This is a genomic window from Xanthomonas nasturtii (assembly GCF_001660815.1).
GTDB classification, from domain to species: domain Bacteria; phylum Pseudomonadota; class Gammaproteobacteria; order Xanthomonadales; family Xanthomonadaceae; genus Xanthomonas; species Xanthomonas nasturtii.
On record NZ_LYMI01000056.1, the window covers coordinates 1 to 18810 of the forward strand.

18 protein-coding genes and 2 pseudogenes are annotated in these 18810 nt (G+C 61.2%); 15 read left to right on the forward strand and 5 right to left on the reverse strand.

Going from position 1 to position 18810, the window contains the following annotated elements; all coding sequences use genetic code 11:
• Positions 1 to 71: pseudogene (locus A7D16_RS24530) on the reverse strand (transposase); the annotation flags it as partial.
• Positions 72 to 375: 304 nt separating this feature from the next.
• On the opposite strand from A7D16_RS24530, the gene A7D16_RS17420 reads away from it, so the two are divergent.
• The 6 genes from A7D16_RS17420 (at position 376) to A7D16_RS17435 (ending at position 3309) form a co-directional block, all read left to right on the forward strand.
• Positions 376 to 1056 (forward strand): thermonuclease family protein, encoded by a 681-nt coding sequence (locus A7D16_RS17420; protein ID WP_445082126.1) that lies wholly within the window; start codon positions 376 to 378, stop codon positions 1054 to 1056.
• Positions 1057 to 1143: 87 nt separating this feature from the next.
• Complete coding sequence (locus A7D16_RS24170; RefSeq protein WP_239687035.1) at positions 1144 to 1470, forward strand: hypothetical protein; 327 nt, start codon at positions 1144 to 1146, stop codon at positions 1468 to 1470.
• Positions 1471 to 1504: 34 nt separating this feature from the next.
• Entirely contained in the window at positions 1505 to 1960 is a 456-nt protein-coding gene (locus tag A7D16_RS21915) for an alginate lyase family protein (protein WP_064634536.1), read from the forward strand.
• A 160-nt stretch (positions 1961 to 2120) separates the two neighbouring features.
• Entirely contained in the window at positions 2121 to 2288 is a 168-nt protein-coding gene (locus tag A7D16_RS23555; protein ID WP_161945039.1) for a hypothetical protein, read from the forward strand.
• 147 nt (positions 2289 to 2435) lie between these two features.
• Positions 2436 to 2828 carry a hypothetical protein gene (locus A7D16_RS17430; protein ID WP_064634537.1) on the forward strand — a complete coding sequence of 131 codons (393 nt, stop codon included), beginning with the start codon at positions 2436 to 2438 and terminating at the stop codon, positions 2826 to 2828.
• A gap of 88 nt (positions 2829 to 2916) precedes the next feature.
• Complete coding sequence (locus A7D16_RS17435) at positions 2917 to 3309, forward strand: H-NS histone family protein (protein ID WP_064634538.1); 393 nt, start codon at positions 2917 to 2919, stop codon at positions 3307 to 3309.
• A 607-nt stretch (positions 3310 to 3916) separates the two neighbouring features.
• Here the strand turns inward: A7D16_RS17435 and glgX are convergent.
• Positions 3917 to 6049, reverse strand: a complete 2133-nt coding sequence (gene glgX, locus A7D16_RS17440; protein ID WP_064634539.1) for a glycogen debranching protein GlgX — start codon at positions 6047 to 6049, stop codon at positions 3917 to 3919.
• 514 nt (positions 6050 to 6563) lie between these two features.
• On the opposite strand from glgX, the gene rimK reads away from it, so the two are divergent.
• The 4 genes and pseudogenes from rimK (at position 6564) to A7D16_RS17460 (ending at position 10135) form a co-directional block, all read left to right on the forward strand.
• Complete coding sequence (gene rimK / locus A7D16_RS17445) at positions 6564 to 7439, forward strand: 30S ribosomal protein S6--L-glutamate ligase (protein ID WP_064634650.1); 876 nt, start codon at positions 6564 to 6566, stop codon at positions 7437 to 7439.
• A 190-nt stretch (positions 7440 to 7629) separates the two neighbouring features.
• Positions 7630 to 8105, forward strand: a pseudogene (locus A7D16_RS17450) (hypothetical protein).
• A 25-nt stretch (positions 8106 to 8130) separates the two neighbouring features.
• The gene (locus A7D16_RS17455; RefSeq protein ID WP_006448355.1) at positions 8131 to 8808 is read left to right on the forward strand and encodes a response regulator transcription factor; all 678 of its coding nucleotides are present in this window, start codon (positions 8131 to 8133) and stop codon (positions 8806 to 8808) included.
• Positions 8801 to 10135 (forward strand): sensor histidine kinase, encoded by a 1335-nt coding sequence (locus tag A7D16_RS17460; RefSeq protein WP_064634540.1) that lies wholly within the window; start codon positions 8801 to 8803, stop codon positions 10133 to 10135. Before A7D16_RS17455 ends, A7D16_RS17460 begins: the two co-directional genes overlap by 8 nt.
• Positions 10136 to 10206: 71 nt before the next feature.
• Here the strand turns inward: A7D16_RS17460 and coaE are convergent, their stop codons facing one another.
• Genes coaE through A7D16_RS17475 form a run of 3 tightly spaced genes read right to left on the reverse strand, consistent with a single transcriptional unit; the run spans position 10207 to position 12955 of the window.
• On the reverse strand, positions 10207 to 10812 hold the full coding sequence (coaE, locus tag A7D16_RS17465) for a dephospho-CoA kinase (protein WP_064634541.1): 606 nt from the start codon (positions 10810 to 10812) through the stop codon (positions 10207 to 10209).
• 13 nt (positions 10813 to 10825) lie between these two features.
• Complete coding sequence (locus A7D16_RS17470) at positions 10826 to 11689, reverse strand: prepilin peptidase (RefSeq protein ID WP_016849610.1); 864 nt, start codon at positions 11687 to 11689, stop codon at positions 10826 to 10828.
• A gap of 6 nt (positions 11690 to 11695) precedes the next feature.
• The gene (locus tag A7D16_RS17475) at positions 11696 to 12955 is read right to left on the reverse strand and encodes a type II secretion system F family protein (RefSeq protein WP_064634651.1); all 1260 of its coding nucleotides are present in this window, start codon (positions 12953 to 12955) and stop codon (positions 11696 to 11698) included.
• A gap of 354 nt (positions 12956 to 13309) precedes the next feature.
• Between A7D16_RS17475 and A7D16_RS17480 the strand changes: the two genes are divergently transcribed.
• The 5 genes from A7D16_RS17480 (at position 13310) to galE (ending at position 18782) form a co-directional block, all read left to right on the forward strand.
• Positions 13310 to 13714: a pilin gene (locus A7D16_RS17480; protein ID WP_064634542.1), complete on the forward strand. Its 405-nt coding sequence runs from the start codon at positions 13310 to 13312 to the stop codon at positions 13712 to 13714.
• Between the two features lie 79 nt (positions 13715 to 13793).
• A complete protein-coding gene (locus tag A7D16_RS17485; RefSeq protein WP_064634543.1) occupies positions 13794 to 15698 on the forward strand; it encodes a hypothetical protein in 1905 nt (634 codons plus the stop codon).
• Positions 15695 to 16156: a GtrA family protein gene (locus A7D16_RS17490; RefSeq protein WP_064634544.1), complete on the forward strand. Its 462-nt coding sequence runs from the start codon at positions 15695 to 15697 to the stop codon at positions 16154 to 16156. The genes A7D16_RS17485 and A7D16_RS17490 overlap by 4 nt, the downstream gene beginning before the upstream one ends.
• Before the next feature lies 1 nt (position 16157).
• Positions 16158 to 17702 (forward strand): NAD(P)/FAD-dependent oxidoreductase, encoded by a 1545-nt coding sequence (locus A7D16_RS17495; protein ID WP_064634545.1) that lies wholly within the window; start codon positions 16158 to 16160, stop codon positions 17700 to 17702.
• Between the two features lie 87 nt (positions 17703 to 17789).
• Positions 17790 to 18782, forward strand: a complete 993-nt coding sequence (galE, locus tag A7D16_RS17500) for a UDP-glucose 4-epimerase GalE (RefSeq protein WP_239687036.1) — start codon at positions 17790 to 17792, stop codon at positions 18780 to 18782.
• The last annotated feature ends 28 nt before the right edge of the window (positions 18783 to 18810 follow it).

An 18810-nucleotide genomic window follows, 5' to 3' on the forward strand; every position in this document is an offset into this window, starting at 1 on the left:
TTGATCGCCACGCCGCTTTCGGCCTCACGCAGAAAGCCGATGACCTGCTCGTCAGTAAAACGCTTCTTCACGTCCAATCTCCTTCGGGTAGGGAATTGGACTCCAAACTGCGGCGCTACTCAAAATCTGGGGGACGTCGGATCGCTGACGAGGCGTTCGGTCCGCGGTGGAGCATGCCTGAAGCGTGCACACGACATCGTGCCGAAGGGATAGGCAGCGCCTGTGGATTGGCATACAGTGCCGGCCCTTGCGCTGGCATTGGTTGCCGGAGCAGATGTCAGGTTCGATGGAGCGCTTGACCAAGCCGGCCGGCTGCAGTGGCAACAAGGCACGACACGCGGAGCGCGGTCTGCCGATTTAGAAAGGAAGTGGCGGTTGAGGTTGTTGAAAGCTTGGTTGTTGTCGTTGGTGGTGGTTGTTTCGCCTCTTCATGCTGCAGAGCTGGTCGGCCGTGCGACGGTGACCGATGGGGACACCGTCACCATCGCGCAACAGCGCGTCCGCCTGTGGGGAATCGATGCGCCGGAGAGCGCGCAGCAGTGCACTGCACATGATGGCAGCGCCTGGCCGTGCGGCCGCCGCGCGGCAGCCGCGTTGGATGGCTATCTGCTGGACAAGACGGTGCGCTGCCAGCCCAAAGATACCGATCGCTATGGCCGCACCGTTGCCGAGTGCTTCGTGCAGGGGCAGTCCGTCAATGCCTGGATGGTGCGATCCGGTTGGGCGGTGGCCTATCGGCAATACGCCACTGCGTTCAGTGCAGACGAGCGCATTGCGCAACAGCAACGGCGCAACATTTGGCAAGGCGTGTTTCAGGTGCCGGCAGAGTACCGGCGCGACAAGAAGGCACGGGCAGCAACCGCACGCCAGGCTGCACCATCGGCGCCAAGCCATTGCAGGATCAAAGGCAATATTTCCAGCAATGGCAGCAAGATCTTCCATGTGCCGGGCCAGCGCGATTACGCACGGACGCGCGTTTCAACCCAGAAGGGCGAGCGCTTCTTCTGTTCGGTGAACGAAGCCACTGCTGCCGGGTGGCGACCGGCGCGACGGTGATGCGGCTGCGGTGTACCGTGGCCTGCCGCGGCACGTGGTGCGCCTGAAAGCACGTGCGTTGCCACGCCGCGTACGACCGGGTGGGCGATGACGCGTCTGGCGATGAAAGGAATGTTTCGGAGATCCCTGTTTGCGGTGCTGCTCGCATGGGCAGGGAGCGCGGCGGCGGTGACGCCGATCTGGCCGGCACAGCCCAGCGCGGCTGCACGGCTGCTGCAGCAACCGGCAACAGTGGCCGCCTGCCCGGTGTCGTGGGCCAAGCCGTTTACCGGGCGGCTGCTGCTGCAAAGCAAGTACGCACAGGCTCGATGCGAGCAGGCCCACGCTGACGCAGCAAAATGCGCAGACGCAAGCGACCCAAACCCAGATTCGAACGTATCTGCAGCAGCTGGTTGCGGCATCTGCACGCTTTGAGCGGGCCAGCAGTGCAACCGATGCCGCAACGGCATTGGCCTGCGTCGGCCAGGGGCTGGATCGCTGGGCAGACGCGGGCGCATTGCTCGACCCTGATGCCTACAAGACCGGCATCGCCGAGCGCAAATGGGCGCTGGCTGCCATTGCAGCGGTGGTCATGCGCACCCAGGCCTTGAGCAATCACCGCTTCGAACTGTCGCAGGCAAGCCGCACCTGGCTGGCGCAGCTCGCCCAGCAGGTGATTGCCGACCACACGCCGCGGCGCAAGGCCTCCTTCGCGCATTTCAACAATCATGATTACTGGGCTGCCTGGGCCATTGCGGCAACCGGTATGGCGATCGGCCAGCAGGACGATATCGACTGGGCGGACGTGGCGCTACGGCGTGCGCTGACCGAGCAGGTGCGCTACTCCGCAACAGGCGATTACGCCTACCTGCCGCTGGGGCTCGCCCGCGGCACGCTGGCTGCGGACTATTCCAACTTCGCGTGATTGCCCTTGGTGATGCTGGCAGAAACCGCTGCGGCCAAAGGGAATCCGCTCGATCCCAGCCAGACCAGGGCGTTGAAGGCACTTGCCGCGTTTGCCGCGCGTGCGTCGCTCGACCCCGCCAGCCTGCCTGCCTGAACTGGCGGGCAGGCCGCAGCAACCGGTGTCTGCGCATCAGCTGGCCTGGCTGCTGCCCTTTCTGGCCCGCTACCCCGACCAACCCTGGCCTGCGCGGCTGCGCGCGGTGGAAAAGACCGGCGCCATCGACGGCGCTTCCCAGCTTGGCGGTGCAATCGGTGCGTTCTACCCGGGCGATAGCACGGCACAGTAACAGGCGTGCTATCGCGCCTGGTGCTGGCAGGACAGCCCGCCGGATCGGCGCAAGGCCTGCGAGCACACCCAGAGCTCCGGAATTTCCCTGCGCAGAGTCAGGGAGATCCCGATTGAGCCTTCCGCGGCCCCGCCACATAGTGCAGGCATGAACACTCATTCCCAACTCGTCGGCGCGCTGGTCAAGGGCATGCGCCGTGCCGAGTCTGCGCGGACGGCGTCGATCGCCTACAGCGCCGGCCTCGCGGAGCAGACGAGGATCGGCTTTGCCACAGCGGACGATGCGGACAAGGTGCTGGAAATGTTCGCGCTCGAGCCGGCGCAGATCCGCGAACTTGGGCTGATCGGGGTGGAAGAACTGGGCGAGGCGGTCTGCCACGCCTGGTCGATCAATGCCGGCGAGCTGGAGCGGGTGGTGCAGTGGTTCCGGGCGCCGCGGGTGGAATTCGTCGGCAAGCACTGCAGCGAGCTGATCCGTGCCGGGCGGATCGGCCCGGTGTTGACCATGGCCCGCGAGCACGCGCTGCTGCGCCATCGCTGAGCGCCAGCAGACTCGTACGGCCCTGGCGCTTTACGCTGGGCGGCGCAGCGGCAATACTCGCTGACCCGCCCAACCTTACGTTTTGCCAATGCGCCAGGTTCCTCCCGCTTCACCCGCCGCCGCTGCACGCGCCCAACTGCTGGAAGAGCTGCGCAAGCTCGAGCAGGAAGAAGCGCAGCTGAAATATGCTCAGACGCTGGAAGCCTTCGACCAGGTGGTCGAGGTGCTCACGCAGTTCGGCAGCCGTTTCAATGCCAAGCAGAAGTCCCAGATTGCCTCGCTGGCGATGACCGGTAAATCCAAAGGCCCGCTGTCCTCTACCGGCGAAGTGGTCGCCAAGTATTGGATTCCGCATTCCGGCGAGACCTGGTCCGGCCGTGGCCGTACGCCGCGCGCGTTCAAGGCCTGGGAAGGCACCAGCTCCTACAAGGAATGGAAGGCCAATCACCCGGACAAGCGTTTTCCGCTGTATCCGGGCTGAGCCGTTCGATCGGCGTTTTAGTGGTTGCACCTTGGAGTTGCGCTGCCTCGCAGCGTGAATGTTTTAGCGATTGTTTGGCGCCGTAGCGCCTGGATGCTTTTTGCGTCGGTCGGCGCTCGGCCGAAGTGGCTGTTGTCTGCGGTATTAGCCGATATTCGATGCTCTATCGTCGATCGATGTTCAGCGCGGTTGCGTGCTTCTCGGTTTTCTGCTGCCTGCTGTTCGTTGACAGACTGTCGGCGTTGAAGGGCTGCCATCTGTATTTCTGATCGCCAGCTACCGGTGTCTAAGCGTCACATTCAATGCTGAATTTCAAGCAGTGTTGAGGAAGGCGGCATTAAAATTTAAGCGAAAGCCTCCGAAGCTTGAATATCGTCAATGCGCGGCGCTCTATCCGGCCAATGCACAACAGTGAGATCCAACGCAGCCGTGCGCGCAGCGTCCCCTTTGTGCATCAACGCGCGCCGGCATCACCGTTGAACCCCTCGGCGCACTCAAAAACGCCTGCGAATTACGCGGCGGGGAATGCCAAACGAAAAACGCTCGCTGCCTACGAAGATAGTAGGCAGCGAGCGTCGCTCATCGTTTACGCATTGACGTTCGCGTCTTACTGGTCGCTCTTGCACTCGAAGACCGAGACGCTGCGTGGCGGTGCCAGGAATTCGCTGGCGCCGGCCGGCATCATGTCCACCTCCAGCGCTTCATCGGTCGACAGCACCAGCTTCCAGTGCACCGGCTCGTCGGTGGAGGGCAGGGTGAAGGTCACGCCCTCGTGGTAAGCGTTGATCACGATCAGCAAGGTGTCGTCGTTGGCCAGCTCCTTGACGCCGGAGGTCTGCGCCTTGCCTTCCAGCAACAGGCCGACCGAGCGTGCGCCGGCATCGGTCCAATGCGCGTCGTCCATCTCGATGCCGCCCGGATTGAGCCAGGTCAGATCGCGCAGGCCGGCTTCTTCGTTGTACTGCCCATTGAGAAAACGGCCACGCGACAGGATCGGGTAACGCTTGCGCAGCCTGGTCAGCGCTTTGACGAAGTCGGTGAGACGGCCATCGGTCGGGTCGTTTTCCCAATCCAGCCAGGTGATTTCGTTGTCCTGGCAATAGGTGTTGTTGTTGCCGCCTTGCGACTGTGCACGCTCGTCGCCGGCCAGCATCATCGGCGTACCTTGCGACAGCAGCAGTGTGGCGAGCAGGTTCTTCATCTGCCGCTCGCGGATCTGCAGCACCTCGGCGTTATCGGTGTCGCCTTCTTCGCCGTAATTGCACGAGCCGTCGTTTGACGAGCCATCGCGGTTGTCTTCGCCGTTGTCGATGTTGTGCTTTTCGTTGTAGCTGACCAGATCGCGCAGGGTGAAGCCGTCGTGCGCAGTGATGAAGTTCACCGACGCCCACGGGCGGCGGCCGCGGCGGTCGAACAGATCGGCAGAGCCGGTGAAGCGGGTTGCAAATTCCGCCAGCTTGCCATCTTCGCCTTTCCAGAATTCGCGTGCGTTGTCGCGGAACTTGTCGTTCCACTCCGACCAACCCGGCGGGAAATGACCAACCTGATAACCGCCCGGGCCGCAGTCCCACGGCTCGGCAATCAGCTTGACCTCCGACAGCAGCGGATCCTGATTACAGGCATCCAGGAAGCCGCCACGTTGATCGAAGCCGCTTGGTTCGCGGCCAAGAATGGTGGCCAGGTCGAAACGGAAGCCGTCCACGTGCATTTCGCCGGCCCAATAGCGCAGCGAATCGTTGACGAACTGGATCACCCGCGAATTGCTCAGATTGAGCGTATTGCCGGTGCCGGTGTCGTTGATGTAATAGCGTTTGTCTTCGGCCAGGCGGTAGTAGCTGGCGTTGTCGATGCCCTTGAAGGAGAGCGTCGGCCCCAATTCGCTGCCTTCGGCGGTGTGGTTGTAGACCACGTCCAGAATCACTTCCAGGCCCTGCTTGTGCATGGCCTTGACCATGTCGCGGAATTCGTCGCGATGGCCGCTGGAGAGGTAGCGCGACTTCAGCGCAAAAAAGCCGATGGTGTTGTAGCCCCAGTAATTGCGTAGCCCTTTGTCCAGCAGATGCTGGTCGTCCAGATATGCATGCACCGGCAGCAGTTCCACTGCGGTGATGCCCAGGTCCTTGATGTATTGCAGCACCTGCGGTTGCGCCAGGCCGGCAAAGGTGCCGCGCACGGCCTCGGGCACCTGCGGGTTGCGCATGGTGTAACCGCGCACGTGGGTCTCGTAGATGACGGTTTCGTTCCAAGGCTTGAGCAGGCGCGTGTCGTCGCCCCAATCGTAGGTGTCTTCGACCACCACGCATTTGGGCATGAAGGGCGCACTATCGCGCTCGTCGAAGCTCAAATCGCCATCGGGGTGGCCCACCGTGTAACCGTAGAGTTCATCGGACCAGATCAGCTCGCCTTCCAGCTCGCGCGCATACGGGTCCAGCAGCAGCTTGTTGTGGTTGAAGCGGTGACCTTCGGTGGGTGCGTAAGGGCCGTGCACGCGGTAGCCGTAGCGCTGGCCGGGTTTGGCATCGGCCAGATAGCCGTGCCAGATCTCGTTGGTGTACTCGGGAAGGTCGACGCGGGTTTCGTTACCGTGTTCGTCGAACAGGCACAGTTCCACACGCGTGGCATGTGCCGAAAACAGCGCGAAATTGGTGCCCTTGCCGTCGAAGACGGCCCCGCGGGGAAACGGGCGCCCCTGGCGGATACGGGAGGGGTTGGCATAAGCCGCGCTTGCTGGACGTCGCATGGAGAGTCTCGGATGCGCCGGCACGCCGGCATTGAGGGGACTCAAGCATTGCGTTTCCATCTGTGCAAGACGCGTCACGGAGACAGGGGGGCGGCGTGAGGGCGATGGATGGGACGTTCGAGGGTGGCGCTGCGCGACCGCATTGCAAGGCGTCTGCCGCGCTGCCTTGCAATCAGGTGCGGGCAGCCGGTTACGTAGCGCTCGAGTGGGGTGGAGCGTGAGCTGCGTATCGATACCGCGTCATGCGCGCTGCGCAACGGGCTTCCGTCGCTTGAGCGTCGCGCGGGCGCCCTGCTAGCATCGGGCTGCGTGAGGTTGCGCAGCGGTTGCGTGGTTTCGCTCCGCCAAGGCGCCATCGCGCTTTCATTCTCGGGGCCGACGCAACCCGCCGATCACAGTGTGCAACGCCGGGCCGCCGCCCGCGCACACGCGCCATCGGCAGGCCAGGTACGGACTTGGGCCACTTCGTCATCAGACTCCGCCCATGTCCAAGCCGCGCCGTGTGCCTGCCGCGATGAAGATCGCCATTCTTTCCCGCAACAGCAAACTCTATTCCACTCGGCGCCTGATCGAAGCCGGGCGCAAGCGTGGCCACACCGTACGCATTCTCGACCCGCTGCGCTGTTACATGCGCATCGCCGCCGACGGCTTCAGCCTGCACTACAAAGGCAAGCCGATCACCGGCTTCGATGCGGTGATCCCGCGGATCGGCGCCTCGGTCACCCGCTATGCCACCGCGGTGCTGCGCCAACTCGAATTCATGGGCACCTATACGCCCAATCCCTCAGACGCCATCCTGCGCTCGCGCGACAAGCTGCGGGCGCATCAACTGCTGGCCGCGCAGGGTATCGACATGCCGGTCACCGTGTTCGGCGACAACCCCGACGACACCCAGGACCTGCTCTCCATGCTCGGCCCGCCGCCGCATGTGGTGAAGTTGAACGAGGGCGCCCAGGGCGCCGGGGTGATCCTGACCGAAAAGGCCAGCGCCTCGCGCGGGGTGGTCGAAGCGCTGCGCGGGTTGTACGCCAATTTCATCGTGCAGGAATTCATCGGCGAAGCCGAAGGCGCGGACCTGCGCTGTTTCGTGGTTGGCGACAAGGTGGTCGCGGCGATGCGGCGCCAGGCGGCCGAAGGCGACTTCCGTTCCAACCTGCACCTGGGCGGTACCGCCGCCGTCGCCCAGGCCACCGAGCAGGAGCAGGACGTCGCCGTGCGCTCGGCACGCGCGCTGGGGTTGGCGGTGGCAGGGGTGGACCTGATTCGCTCCAAGCGAGGCCCGCTGGTGCTTGAGGTCAATTCGACCCCCGGCCTGGAAGGCGTCGAGGGTGTCTGCGGGGTAGACGTGGCCGCTGCCATCATTCAGCACCTGGAGCAGTCCATCCGTTGATCGGCCGGCTACCATTTTTATCGAAATTTTAACGAAACGCTAATCCTTGCCCGGCTAGCCTCTCCCGACCGTAGCTCCGCTCTCGGCAGTGACGGTGATCGGGATGAACCTTTGGCCCAAGTGCGGTGTCGCACTTGGGCCTTTTTATGGACGGCTTGCCGCTGTTGAAATTCGCGTCTACATTCGCCAAATGTTAAATCGCTCAGGCACAAGGAGGCGTCGCATGGCAAGGCTGTGGAGTGTAGGTGGACTGCTGCTTGTGGCGTGTTTTTTCGCCGAGCACGCGTTGGCGGTCGTGCTCGCTGTGGACCAGCCGTTCAAGCCGCAGGCGGCGCAGGTGCGTACCGACCTTGCCGCAGGCGAGAAGTACTCCGAGATCAGTCAGGATGAGCGCGCTAAGGTGAGTGCGGCGCTTGATCGGCTCGACGCAGTATTCGAAGCGCAGCCCAACGCCCAGGCACTGCGGCCGGGTAGCTGGCGGCGGTTCGCAACGATCAGGAGTTCGTCACCAGAATTTTGACCAGGGCAAGCGAAGATAGCCGGCTGATTTGCCGGCGCGAGCGTGCAACTGGTTCGCAGATGAGTACGAAACAGTGCATGACGGCCGCCCAGCGGCGCCGTCAGACCACGGTGAGTCAAGACGAAATTTCTCGGCGCCAGCGCTAAAAACAGCTTAACGAATGAGGTTCCAGTGCGAATTCTAGTAATTGAAGACAACAGCGATATCGCCGCCAATCTGGGCGATTACCTCGAAGACCGCGGCCACACGGTGGATTTCGCCGCAGACGGCGTCACCGGCCTGCACCTGGCCGTGGTGCACGAGTTCGACGCCATCGTGCTGGATCTCAACCTGCCCGGCATGGACGGCATCGAAGTCTGCCGCAAGCTGCGCAACGAAGCGCGCAAGCAGACGCCGGTACTGATGCTCACCGCGCGCGACTCGCTGGACAACAAGCTGGCCGGTTTCGACTCCGGCGCGGACGACTACCTGATCAAGCCGTTTGCGCTGCAGGAAGTGGAAGTGCGGCTCAACGCGCTTTCGCGTCGCGGCAAGGGCGTGCACACCCGCGTACTGGAAACCGGCGATCTGGAATACAACCTGGACACGCTGGAAGTGCGTCGTCGCGGCAAGCTGCTGCAGCTCAACCCCACTGCGTTGAAGATCCTGCAGTCGCTGATGGAAGCCTCGCCGGCCGTGGTCACGCGCCAGGAACTGGAAACCCGCGTCTGGGGCGAAGAACTGCCCGATTCCGACTCGCTGCGCGTGCACATCCACGGCCTGCGCGCGGTGGTCGACAAGCCCTTCGATGTGCCGATGATCCAGACCCGCCACGGCATCGGCTACCGCATCGCCTCGCCCGATGCCTGAAAGCAATAACGGCGCGCGGCCCGCCCGTGGGCGTGGCCGCTACCGGCGGCGCCTGCGCAGCCGCATCATTCTCTCGTTCGTGTTGTTGGGCTTCTGCCTGACGACGTTGTTCGCCTTCGCCACCACCTGGGCACGCGCGCGCGTGGAAAACCAGTTGGTCGAAGACGTGATGAACCGCAATATCGATGCGTTTGCGCAGCGCTTCTATTCCGACCCGCTGCGCAATCCGGACCTGCCGGTGCAGCAGATGCGCGGGCGCGTGGTCAAAAGCGATAAATTCGAATCGCTGCGCCAGGAACAGCCGGAGTGGTACCAACTGCCCGACGGCATCCACACCATCACCGGCCTGGACGAAAGCGGCAACGCGTATTCGTACAAGCTGGCGGTGCGCAAGACGCCGAGCGAGTGGTTCTTCCTCGCCTACGACATGACCCAAACGCTCAAGGGCGAGATCCAGCTCAAACGCACCTTGATGCTGTCGGTGCTGGTTTTTAGCGGATTTTCGCTGTTGATTGGCTGGTGGTCAGCCTCAAAGGTGATGCGCCCGGTGTCGGATCTGGCCGCACGCCTGCGCGCCTACCGCGGCGGCACCAGCGAACCCAAACCGCTGGCCGCGCATTTCCCGGATGACGAAGTCGGCCAGCTGGCCGAAGCGCTGGACGACTACTCGGCCCGCCTCACCGAAGTCGTGCAACGCGACCGCGAATTCAATGCCGACGTCAGCCACGAACTGCGTACGCCACTGGCAGTGATCCGCGGTGCCACCGAGCTATTGCTCACCAAACCCGATCTCGACGAAAAGGTGCTGCAGCGGCTGCAGCGCATCCAGCGCGCCGAACAGCAATGCAGCGACCTGATCGGCTCGCTGCTGCTGCTCTCGCGCAACGAGCGCGGCCAAGGCAGCAGCAACGTCGCCAAGGTGGCCGAACAATTGATCGATTCGCACCGCGCACAACTCGGCGGCAAACCGCTGGAGCTGTTGCTGGAAGGCGAGCGCGACCTGGTCATCGACGCGCCCGAATCCGCATTGTCGGTGGCGCTGGGCAACCTGATCGGCAACGCCGTCAAGTACACCCAGGACGGCCAGGTGCGCGTGCGCGTGCGCGGCGACGCGGTGGAAGTGATCGACTCGGGCCCCGGCCTGAGCGAAGAGGACGCCGCCAAACTCTTCCAGCGCGGCTACCGCGGCACCCACGCCGGCCACTCGCAAGGCGGCGGCATCGGCCTGTCGATCGTCAGCCGGCTATGCGAGCTGTACGGCTGGCGCGTGAGCGTACGCCCAGGGCAGCAGCGGGGCGTGATCGCGACGTTGGCGTTTCATCGTTAGGCAGTGGCTTGCGGCGTCTCGTGTTTCGCTGAGCTTGCTAGTGCAACATGCCGCACAGCGGGCAGGACGAGCTAACTTGCGCGGCAGCGATACCGAGCATCCAGATCGTGAGCCGCTCGCACCAGATGTGCCGGCTGGTCGTCATTGACCACGACATCGTCTGCAAGCGCCAGACGCTGTTCGCGGGACGCCTGCGCGGCAATCATCTGATCCGCCAACTCAGGCGTGCTGCCATCGCGTCGCATCAGTCTGGCATGTTGCAGCGCGACCGGCGCATCGACCACTAGGACGCTATCCAGCCATGGATAGGTCGCACGGCCACCCGCTTCGGTGAGCAAGGGAATCGCAACGATGGCATACGGGCCTTCAGCTGCCTGTGCCGCCCGCTGCAGCTCTGCACGGATAACAGGATGCGTGATTGCCTCAAGCGCTTTGCGTTGATTGGGATCGGCGAAGACGATAGTGCGCAAGGCTCGCCGGTCCAGAGTGTTGTCCGGCAGCAGGATGCCTGGCCCAAAGCAAGCCACGATGGCATCGAGAATGGGGCCGGGCGCCACGACCTGGCGAGCAACGACATCGGCATCGATGACTGGCACACCCAGCTTTTCGAACTCGGCGGCAAGCGCGCTCTTGCCGGAGGCAATGCCGCCAGTGAGGCCAACGATGAAATCACTCATCGCCGTGCCTCTGTCAACGCAGGCCTGCGAAGTGCAGGTAGCCGTCCACCAGGTCGTTGCCCCAGAAGAACACCACCCAGCCGGCGATGGCCAGGTAGGGGCCGAACGGGATCGGGGTGGCACGGTCGCGGCCCTTGGCCACCAGCCAGATCGAGCCGAGGATGGCACCAACCAGCGAAGAAATCAGGATGATCGGCAGGATGCCTTTCAGCCCGCACCAGGCACCGAGTGCGGCCAGCAGCTTGAAGTCGCCATGGCCCATGCCTTCCTTCCCGGTGAGCTGCTTGAACAGCCACCAAACCGTCCACAGCGAGACATATCCCACCGCCGCGCCCAGCAGGGCAGGCTTGGCCGGCATGTACAGGTTGTCCATCGAGCCGACCAGGCCCAGCCACATCAGCGGTAGGGTCAGCTGGTCCGGCAGCAGCTTGTGGCGCAGGTCGATGCCCGACATCGCCACCAAAAAGCAGCTCAGAACGATCGCGCCGAAGCCCTGCCAACCGAAGCCGAAGCGCCAGACGCTGGCCACGCACAGGATGGACGTCAGCAACTCCACCAGGGGGTACTGAATCGAGATCGGCTTGCCGCTGTAGCGCGACTTGCCGCGCAGCATTAGCCAGCTGAAAAGCGGGATGTTCTCCCACCACTTGAGCTTGTCGCCGGTGACCGGGTCGTGCGAGGGCTCCACCACAATCCCCGGCGGCGGTGGCTCATAGATGTCCGGCAGCTCCAGGATCTCGCGCGCATCGCGCCGCCACTGCCACTCCATGCGCTTGGGCAAGCGCAGGATCACCACGTTCAGGAAGCTGCCGATCAGCAGTCCCAGTCCGGCCGCGGCAGGAAAGCCGAGACCGGGATGCTGGTCGAGAAATGCCATTACGTCTTAACCCACCACTGCGCCGAGTTTGAAGATCGGAAGATACATGCCGATGACCATGCCGCCGACGATGGTACCAATGAACACCATGATCAGCGGCTCCAGCAGGCTGCTGAGCGCGTCCACGGCGTTGTTGACCTCCTCCTCGAAGTAGTCAGCTACCTTGAACAGCATCGTGTCCAAAGCGCCTGCTTCTTCGCCAATTGCGGTCATCTGCACCACCATGTGCGGAAACAGATTCACTTGTTTCATCGCCATGTTCACCGGATAGCCGACCGATACGTCGTCGCGCATCCGCAGTACGGCCTCTTCGTAGACCTTGTTGCCGGTGGCGCCTGCAACGATCCCAAGTGCCTCGACGAGAGGTACGCCTGCCTTGAACGTTACGGCAGTAGTGCGTGCAAAACGTGCAATTGCGCTGTTGTGCATGATCTGCCCAATCACGGGGACCTTGAGGATCAATCGATCCAATGCATGCTGCATCCGTGGAGAACGTTTGTAGGCAAAGATGAAGCCAACGATAGATCCAACTGTCACCATCAGCATCAACCACCAATAGCTGACCATAAAGCGCGAGGCATTGACGAGAAGCTGAGTGAATGCCGGTAGTTCAGCGCCGAAATTCTTGAATACCTCTTCGAACTGAGGTACCACGAAGATAAGCAAAATCGCACTTACAACGATTGCCACGGCAACCACCATGGCAGGGTAGAACATTGCCTTTTTGATCTTGCCCTTGAGGGCTTCAATGTTCTCTTTGTACGTGGCGACCGTATCTAGGACAGTCTCCAGCACACCGGCACCTTCACCCGCGCGGACAAGGTTGCGGTAGAGCTCGTCAAATTGGACGGGGTGTTTGCTGATGGACTCGTAGAGCGAGGATCCCCCCTCAATGTCTGTCCTGACCTGGCCGACCATCTTCTTCATGCGTGGGTTCTTGTGTCCCTCGCCGATGATCTCCAGGGAACTGACGATAGGAACGCCTGACTTCATCATCGTCGCCATCTGGCGGCTAAAGAACGCAATGTCTTTGGCGGTAATCTTCTTGCCCGCCGCTCCGAACAGGGGCTTTGGCTTTTGCTTCACCATGCTGGGCACGATGCCCTGACGGCGCAGCTCTGCTCGCAACATATTGGCGTTACGGGCTGTCTGCTCTCCCTTCATTTTCACGCCACGCTTGTCAGCCCCTTCCCAAACGAAGGTCTGCAGCAGGCTGGTGTTCCGGTCGACCGATTGCTTCTTGATGGCGCTACGCGCGACTGACATATTGAGCTCCCCTCCAGCCATCCCCAGGCCGGAATTTATGTGGATGGTAGCGTGTTTGACTGGGAAGGACATCACTGCAAGTTGCTGCACGTCGATTGACCTGTTTGGGGTCACTTAGCGGTCAATATGTGACCTGTCGCGTCACATCGTCTTTGTCGTCGCAGTTGCAAGAAACTGTGCTTCCATCTGGCGAAATGCTTGGCATCATCTGCTCCGGGGAGTAAAAACGAGCTGGTCCTTGATGGTTGGCATACAACCTGCATGCAACCACTCGCTCAACACGCCCTGCCTGGATGCGCTGAATACCCAGGCCGGAGATTTCTGCAATTCCATAAACCTCTAGGGGATGTACTCATGAAGAAGCAACAAGGTTTTACCCTGATCGAACTGATGATCGTTGTCGCGATTATCGCTATCCTGGCCGCCATTGCTCTGCCGGCTTACCAGGACTACCTGATCAAGGCCCGTGTGTCGGAAGTCATGCTGGCGGCTTCGTCTGCCCGTACCACTGTCGCTGAAGCTGCAGCGGCTGATACCGCGACTACCATGCCGGCGACTGTTCCTATCGAAGCCCAGTCTTCTAAGTACGTATCTGGCGTGACCTATGCGAGTGGCGTGATTACTGCAACCGGGCAAGCTTTGGGCGGCACCGCTACAGGCAATATCACCTTGACTGGCGCAAAGAGCGCAAATGGCCAGGTCGTCTGGACGTGCAGCGGTTCAATCCCGGCTAAGTACCGTCCTGCCACCTGCCAGTAATGTGGCAAGAGTGACGCGCTAGATGCTATGCAAGAACCCCGCTTTTGCGGGGTTCTTGTTTTGGATATGGATCTCGCACATGTTGACGCTGCGCAGGATCGCGCCCTGGTGCTTTGCGCTGGCGTTGATCGTCTATCTCAGGCCTTATACTGGCATCCGCCACGACGCGACGCTGTATTTGGCGCAGGCGTTACGCTTGATGTCGCCAGACATCTTTGACCGTGACCTGTTCTTCGTCGCGGGTAGCCAAGCCAGTTTCACGCTGTTCCCACGGTTGCTAGCGCTGCTATTGGCCCACCTGGAGCCGGGCAAGGCCTTCTTGGTACTGACCTTTGTCAGCCGCTTGCTCTTCTATGCTGCCAGCGCCTGGTGTGTGCATGTGCTGTTCCCGGCACGCTGGCGCTGGCCTGCGCTGCTGGCGCTGATCGTCATGCCGACTGGCTACGGCGCCTTCAGCATGTTTTCGTATGCGGAGCCATTCCTGACCGCGCGACCCATTGCCGAAGCCCTATGCCTGCTTGCCATTGCGGCGCTGGTACGCGACCGTCTGGTTTGGGCTATAGCCTTGTTCGCTGCTGCGGGGTTGCTGCATCCCCTGCAGGCCATCGTCGTTGTGCTGGTGGCTTGGTGCTGGCTCGTGTTGGGTGACCGCCGATGGCTTTGGTCATTGCTGTTGGTGGTGCCTGTCCTGGTTCTTGCAGTATTGAAGGCCGGGCCCCTGGCTGGCCTGTTGCAGGTGATGGACACACAATGGCGCAGCATGATCGATGGCGTGGGCGACCAGGTGTTTCTAGGCTCCTGGACGCCGCGCGACTGGTGCATCGTAGTGGGGGATGTCTATTTGCTGAGCCTGCTGGCCCAGTGGAGTGGCCCCGACACGGTGTTAGGCCGGCTGGCAAAGGCAGTACTGCTCGCCACCATGCTTGGCTTAGGCTTGAGCTTCCTGTTGGCTGATGTGCTTAGGCTGATCCTGCCCATCGGCCTGCAACTATGGCGAGTGTTGTGGGTGGTGCATTGGTTGGCGGCGGCGTCAATTCCGTTCCTGGTTTGGGACCAATGGCAGCGGGGTGGACGCGGCTGGATTAGTCCCTTGCTGGTGATCACCATTGCCGTGATCGGTGCCAGCGTGCCACGCAGCACCTTGCCATGGGCCGTGCTGGGACTGATCCCGCTGCATATGGTCTGGCCGCATGTGGCTAATCGGGTGAGCCCCCCAATTCGTTACCTGCTGTTTGCAGGGTTGAGCTTGGCCATGGCGGTGGCCACCTTGCGCTACCAGCTACAGATGTGGGCGGTGTACGAAATGACCGGACGCAATCCGGAAGTGGTTCGGCAGGACGTGATGATCTTCGCCTACCCGCTGATCTGCGGAGGGCTGGTCGCGTTGGCCGTCTGGGGCTACCGCAGCAGCGGGCCGAAGGGGCAAGCGCTGATGGGCGTGCTTTCCTTACTTGCCTTGGTCGGCGCCGTGAGCGTTTGGGATTCGCGCAGCCCGTGGACCCATGTCCAGGAATCCGCTTATGGCACGGTAGTGTTCAGCGAAGGCATCCCGCGGAATGCGAGCGTATTTTGGTTCGCCAGCGAGGCCTCGCCACGTGCGGCCTGGCTAGTGCTGCGTCGCGCCAATTACTACAGCCCGCAGCAGCTGTCCGGACAGATGTTCAACCGGCAAACCGCAATGCTTGGTAGAGAACTGAACGCTCAGGTCGAACCGGTGACATTGCAGGCCGAAATCTGTGAGGTGATGGCGAACGTGCAGGTTGCCCCCGAACCTTGCCGGATCAGCGAAGCGGGTCTGGAGTACCTGTGCACGCGCCACGGCGACCTAGCGGCACCTGATTACTTCGTGTTGCCGTTCGACCAGGAAAAGCATGTGCGCAGCAGGTGGCAGGTGCGTCATCCGCGCACAAGCGACGTCATTGCCACCGAATACCTTTATAAGTGCTCGGACTGGGTGCCGCAGCGTGGCGGTAGACAGGCATGAACGAACCCTCTGCAGTGGAGGTCGTTGCAGCCACCACGACCCAGCGTAGCTGGGGGGGCGAAGGAGGAGGCTATCTGTTGGCTTCGGCTGTGGCGCTATTGGCGGACCTGGGTACTTTCGGTTTCCTCGCCAGATCCGGTTGGGGCTGGTACGGTGCTGCGGCTGCTGGCTTCTTGGTGGGCAGCCTTGTCTCCTACGTCATTAGCGTTCGTTGGGTGTTCGCTACGCGCCGCTTCCATTCGCGCTCAGCAGAGCTTGCGATCTTCGTGATGATCGGTTGCTTCGGCTTGCTGGTTGTGCAGGGCGCAATGTGGTTTGGCATCGAGAGGCTTGGCATTCCGGGGAGTAGTGCCAGGCTGATTGCGGTGATTTTTTCATTTACATCGAACTTTTTACTGCGGAAATTGATTCTGTTCCGGCCGCGCGCGCGCGGATGGTCCATTGGGGAAGGGAAGTAGCATGAGCAAACATGTGGTAGTCATCGGTGCTGGACCCGCAGGGCTGACGGCCGCGCTGGAGCTGGTTGAGCAGTCCGGCGTACAGGTAACGGTGCTGGAAGCCGATAGCTGTGTCGGCGGAATTTCGCGCACGGTCAACCACAACGGTAATCGCATCGACATCGGTGGGCATCGTTTTTTCTCTAAATCGGACTGGGTGATGCAGTGGTGGGCCAATCTGATGCCCATCGAACACTCGGGCGATGTTCCGTTGAACCTGCGCTACCAAGGCCAAGCGCGCGAAGGACTGCCGGCTGGTGCCGCGTTAGCCGATGGGGTCGAGCCGACCGCCATGCTGGTACGAAACCGCTTATCACGGATCTATTTTAACCGGCGCTTATTTTCCTATCCATTGAAGTTGAACGTGGAAAGCTTCCGCAAACTAGGCGTGGGCAAGTCCGTGTTGTTTGGTTTCAGCTATTTGCGCGCGCAGGTCCGCAAGATTGAGCCAGAGGTGAGTCTGGAGGATTTCCTGATCAACCGATTTGGCCAGCGCCTGTATGGCCAGTTCTTCAAGGAATATACCGAGAAGGTATGGGGTGTGCCCTGCAGCCAGATTAGTGCCGAATGGGGTGCGCAGCGCATCAAGAGCTTGTCGGTTACCAAGGCGGTGCTACATGCACTGCGGGGCATGCTGGGTCTGAATGGCAAGGTTGCGCAGACCTCTCTGATCGAGAATTTCCTATACCCCAAGCATGGTCCCGGTGAAATGTGGGAAACCGCGGCGCAGGTGTTCCAAGCGCGCGGCGGTACCCTGCTGATGAAACACAAGGTCGTGGGCCTTGCTGTGGATGAGGGGCAGGTGCGCAGCGTGACCGTGCAGAACGAGGAGGGGGATGCCTTCAAGCTCGATTGCAGCCACGTGGTATCGACGATGCCTATGCGTGACTTAGTGGTTGCCTCGCGGCAGAGCTGGGGCGAGGATATTGTTGCTCTCGCCGAAAACTTGCAGTACCGAGATTTCATCACCGTGGGATTGCTATACCGGGCCAACGAGTTGCCGCGAGCTCTGGGTGACAACTGGATATACATCCAGGAGCCAGGCGTCAATGTGGGGCGCGTACAGATTTTCAATAATTGGAGTCCGCATATGGTCAAGGATGCGTCCATGGTGTGGATTGGGCTAGAGTTCTTTTGTCGTGAAACCGATGATCTCTGGAAGATGCCCGATACCGATTTGCAGCAGTTGGCGCAGCGGGAAATGTTGCAGATCGGACTGGTTTCCGCTTCTGTGGCGCAGGATGCGGTGGTGATTCGGGTGCCCAAAGCCTACCCAGGTTATTTCGGCGAATCGTATGCACGCTTCGATCAGTTGCGTACGGCGTTGGACGCGGTGCCCAACCTGTTCCTGGTGGGCCGCAACGGCATGCATCGCTATAATAACCAAGACCACTCGATGCTAACGGCTAAAGAAGCGGCCGAGCAAATACTGACCGGCAATGTGGACAAGAGCCGCTTGTGGTCGATCAACGTGGATGATGAGTACCACGAAGAAGCCAAGTCTTAAGTATGGATCAGCGCTGAGCCGTTTTCGGCTGATGCCCGGGCTTGGCTGGTGGAGCAGGGCCGGATTGTCGTGGTGTTTTGATTACACATGGAGTTGAACAAGATGTGGAGTGTCCTTGTTTGTGGCGGGGCAGGGTATATCGGTAGCCATATGTCTCAGTGGCTGGCCGAACAAGGGCATGTAGTGACTGTGCTGGACAATCTGTCCACCGGTCATCGTCAAGCAGTCAAATGGGGGGAGTTTATTCAGGCGGATTTGCTGGATAACGCATCGTTGGCGCGAGCTTTTGACAGGCGTGAGTATGACGTTGTGATGCATTTTGCGGCGACCTCGCTGATAGCCGCATCAGTATGCGATCCGCTTCCCACGTACCAGAACAACGTGACTGGCACGCTAAACCTCCTGGCGCAGATGCGTCGGCGCGGCGTGGATAAATTGGTGTTCTCTTCTACCGCGGCGGTGTTCGGGCAATCATCCATGATGCTGATCGATGAGCAGCAATTGATGCATCCGATCACGCCCTACGGTGCCAGTAAACTAATGGTGGAACGTATTCTTTCTGATGCGTGGGCGGCTTATGGCCTGTCTTCTGTAGTGCTTCGCTACTTCAATGCTGCTGGTGCTCTTTCCGAGCATGGTATCGGTGAGGCGCATGCTTACGAAACGCACCTCATTCCGAATGCACTAAGGGCAGCTGCCGGGCAAGCGCCGCCCCTGAAAGTGTTTGGCGCCGACTACCCTACGGCTGACGGAACATGCATTCGCGATTATGTGCACGTACAAGACCTAGCCAGGGCCCATGCACTGGCAGTTTCTCTGCTTGAGTCCAATCCGGGTGCCCACGATTTCAACCTGGGCAGTGAGCACGGCTACTCGGTGATGGATATTGTCGCGGCTGCTGAGAAGGTGGTTGGTCGTCCCGTACCGTTCGAGTTGGTAGGTAGGCGCCCCGGCGATCCTGCGCGACTGGTGGCCTCCAGTGCCAAAGCACGTGATGTGCTTGGTTGGGAACGCAGTTGGCAGGATATGCTCGGAATTATTGAGAGTGCTTGGCACTGGCACCGTGCCCAGTCATTCTGAATGCGGTATTTTTCATGTTAGAAAGGTG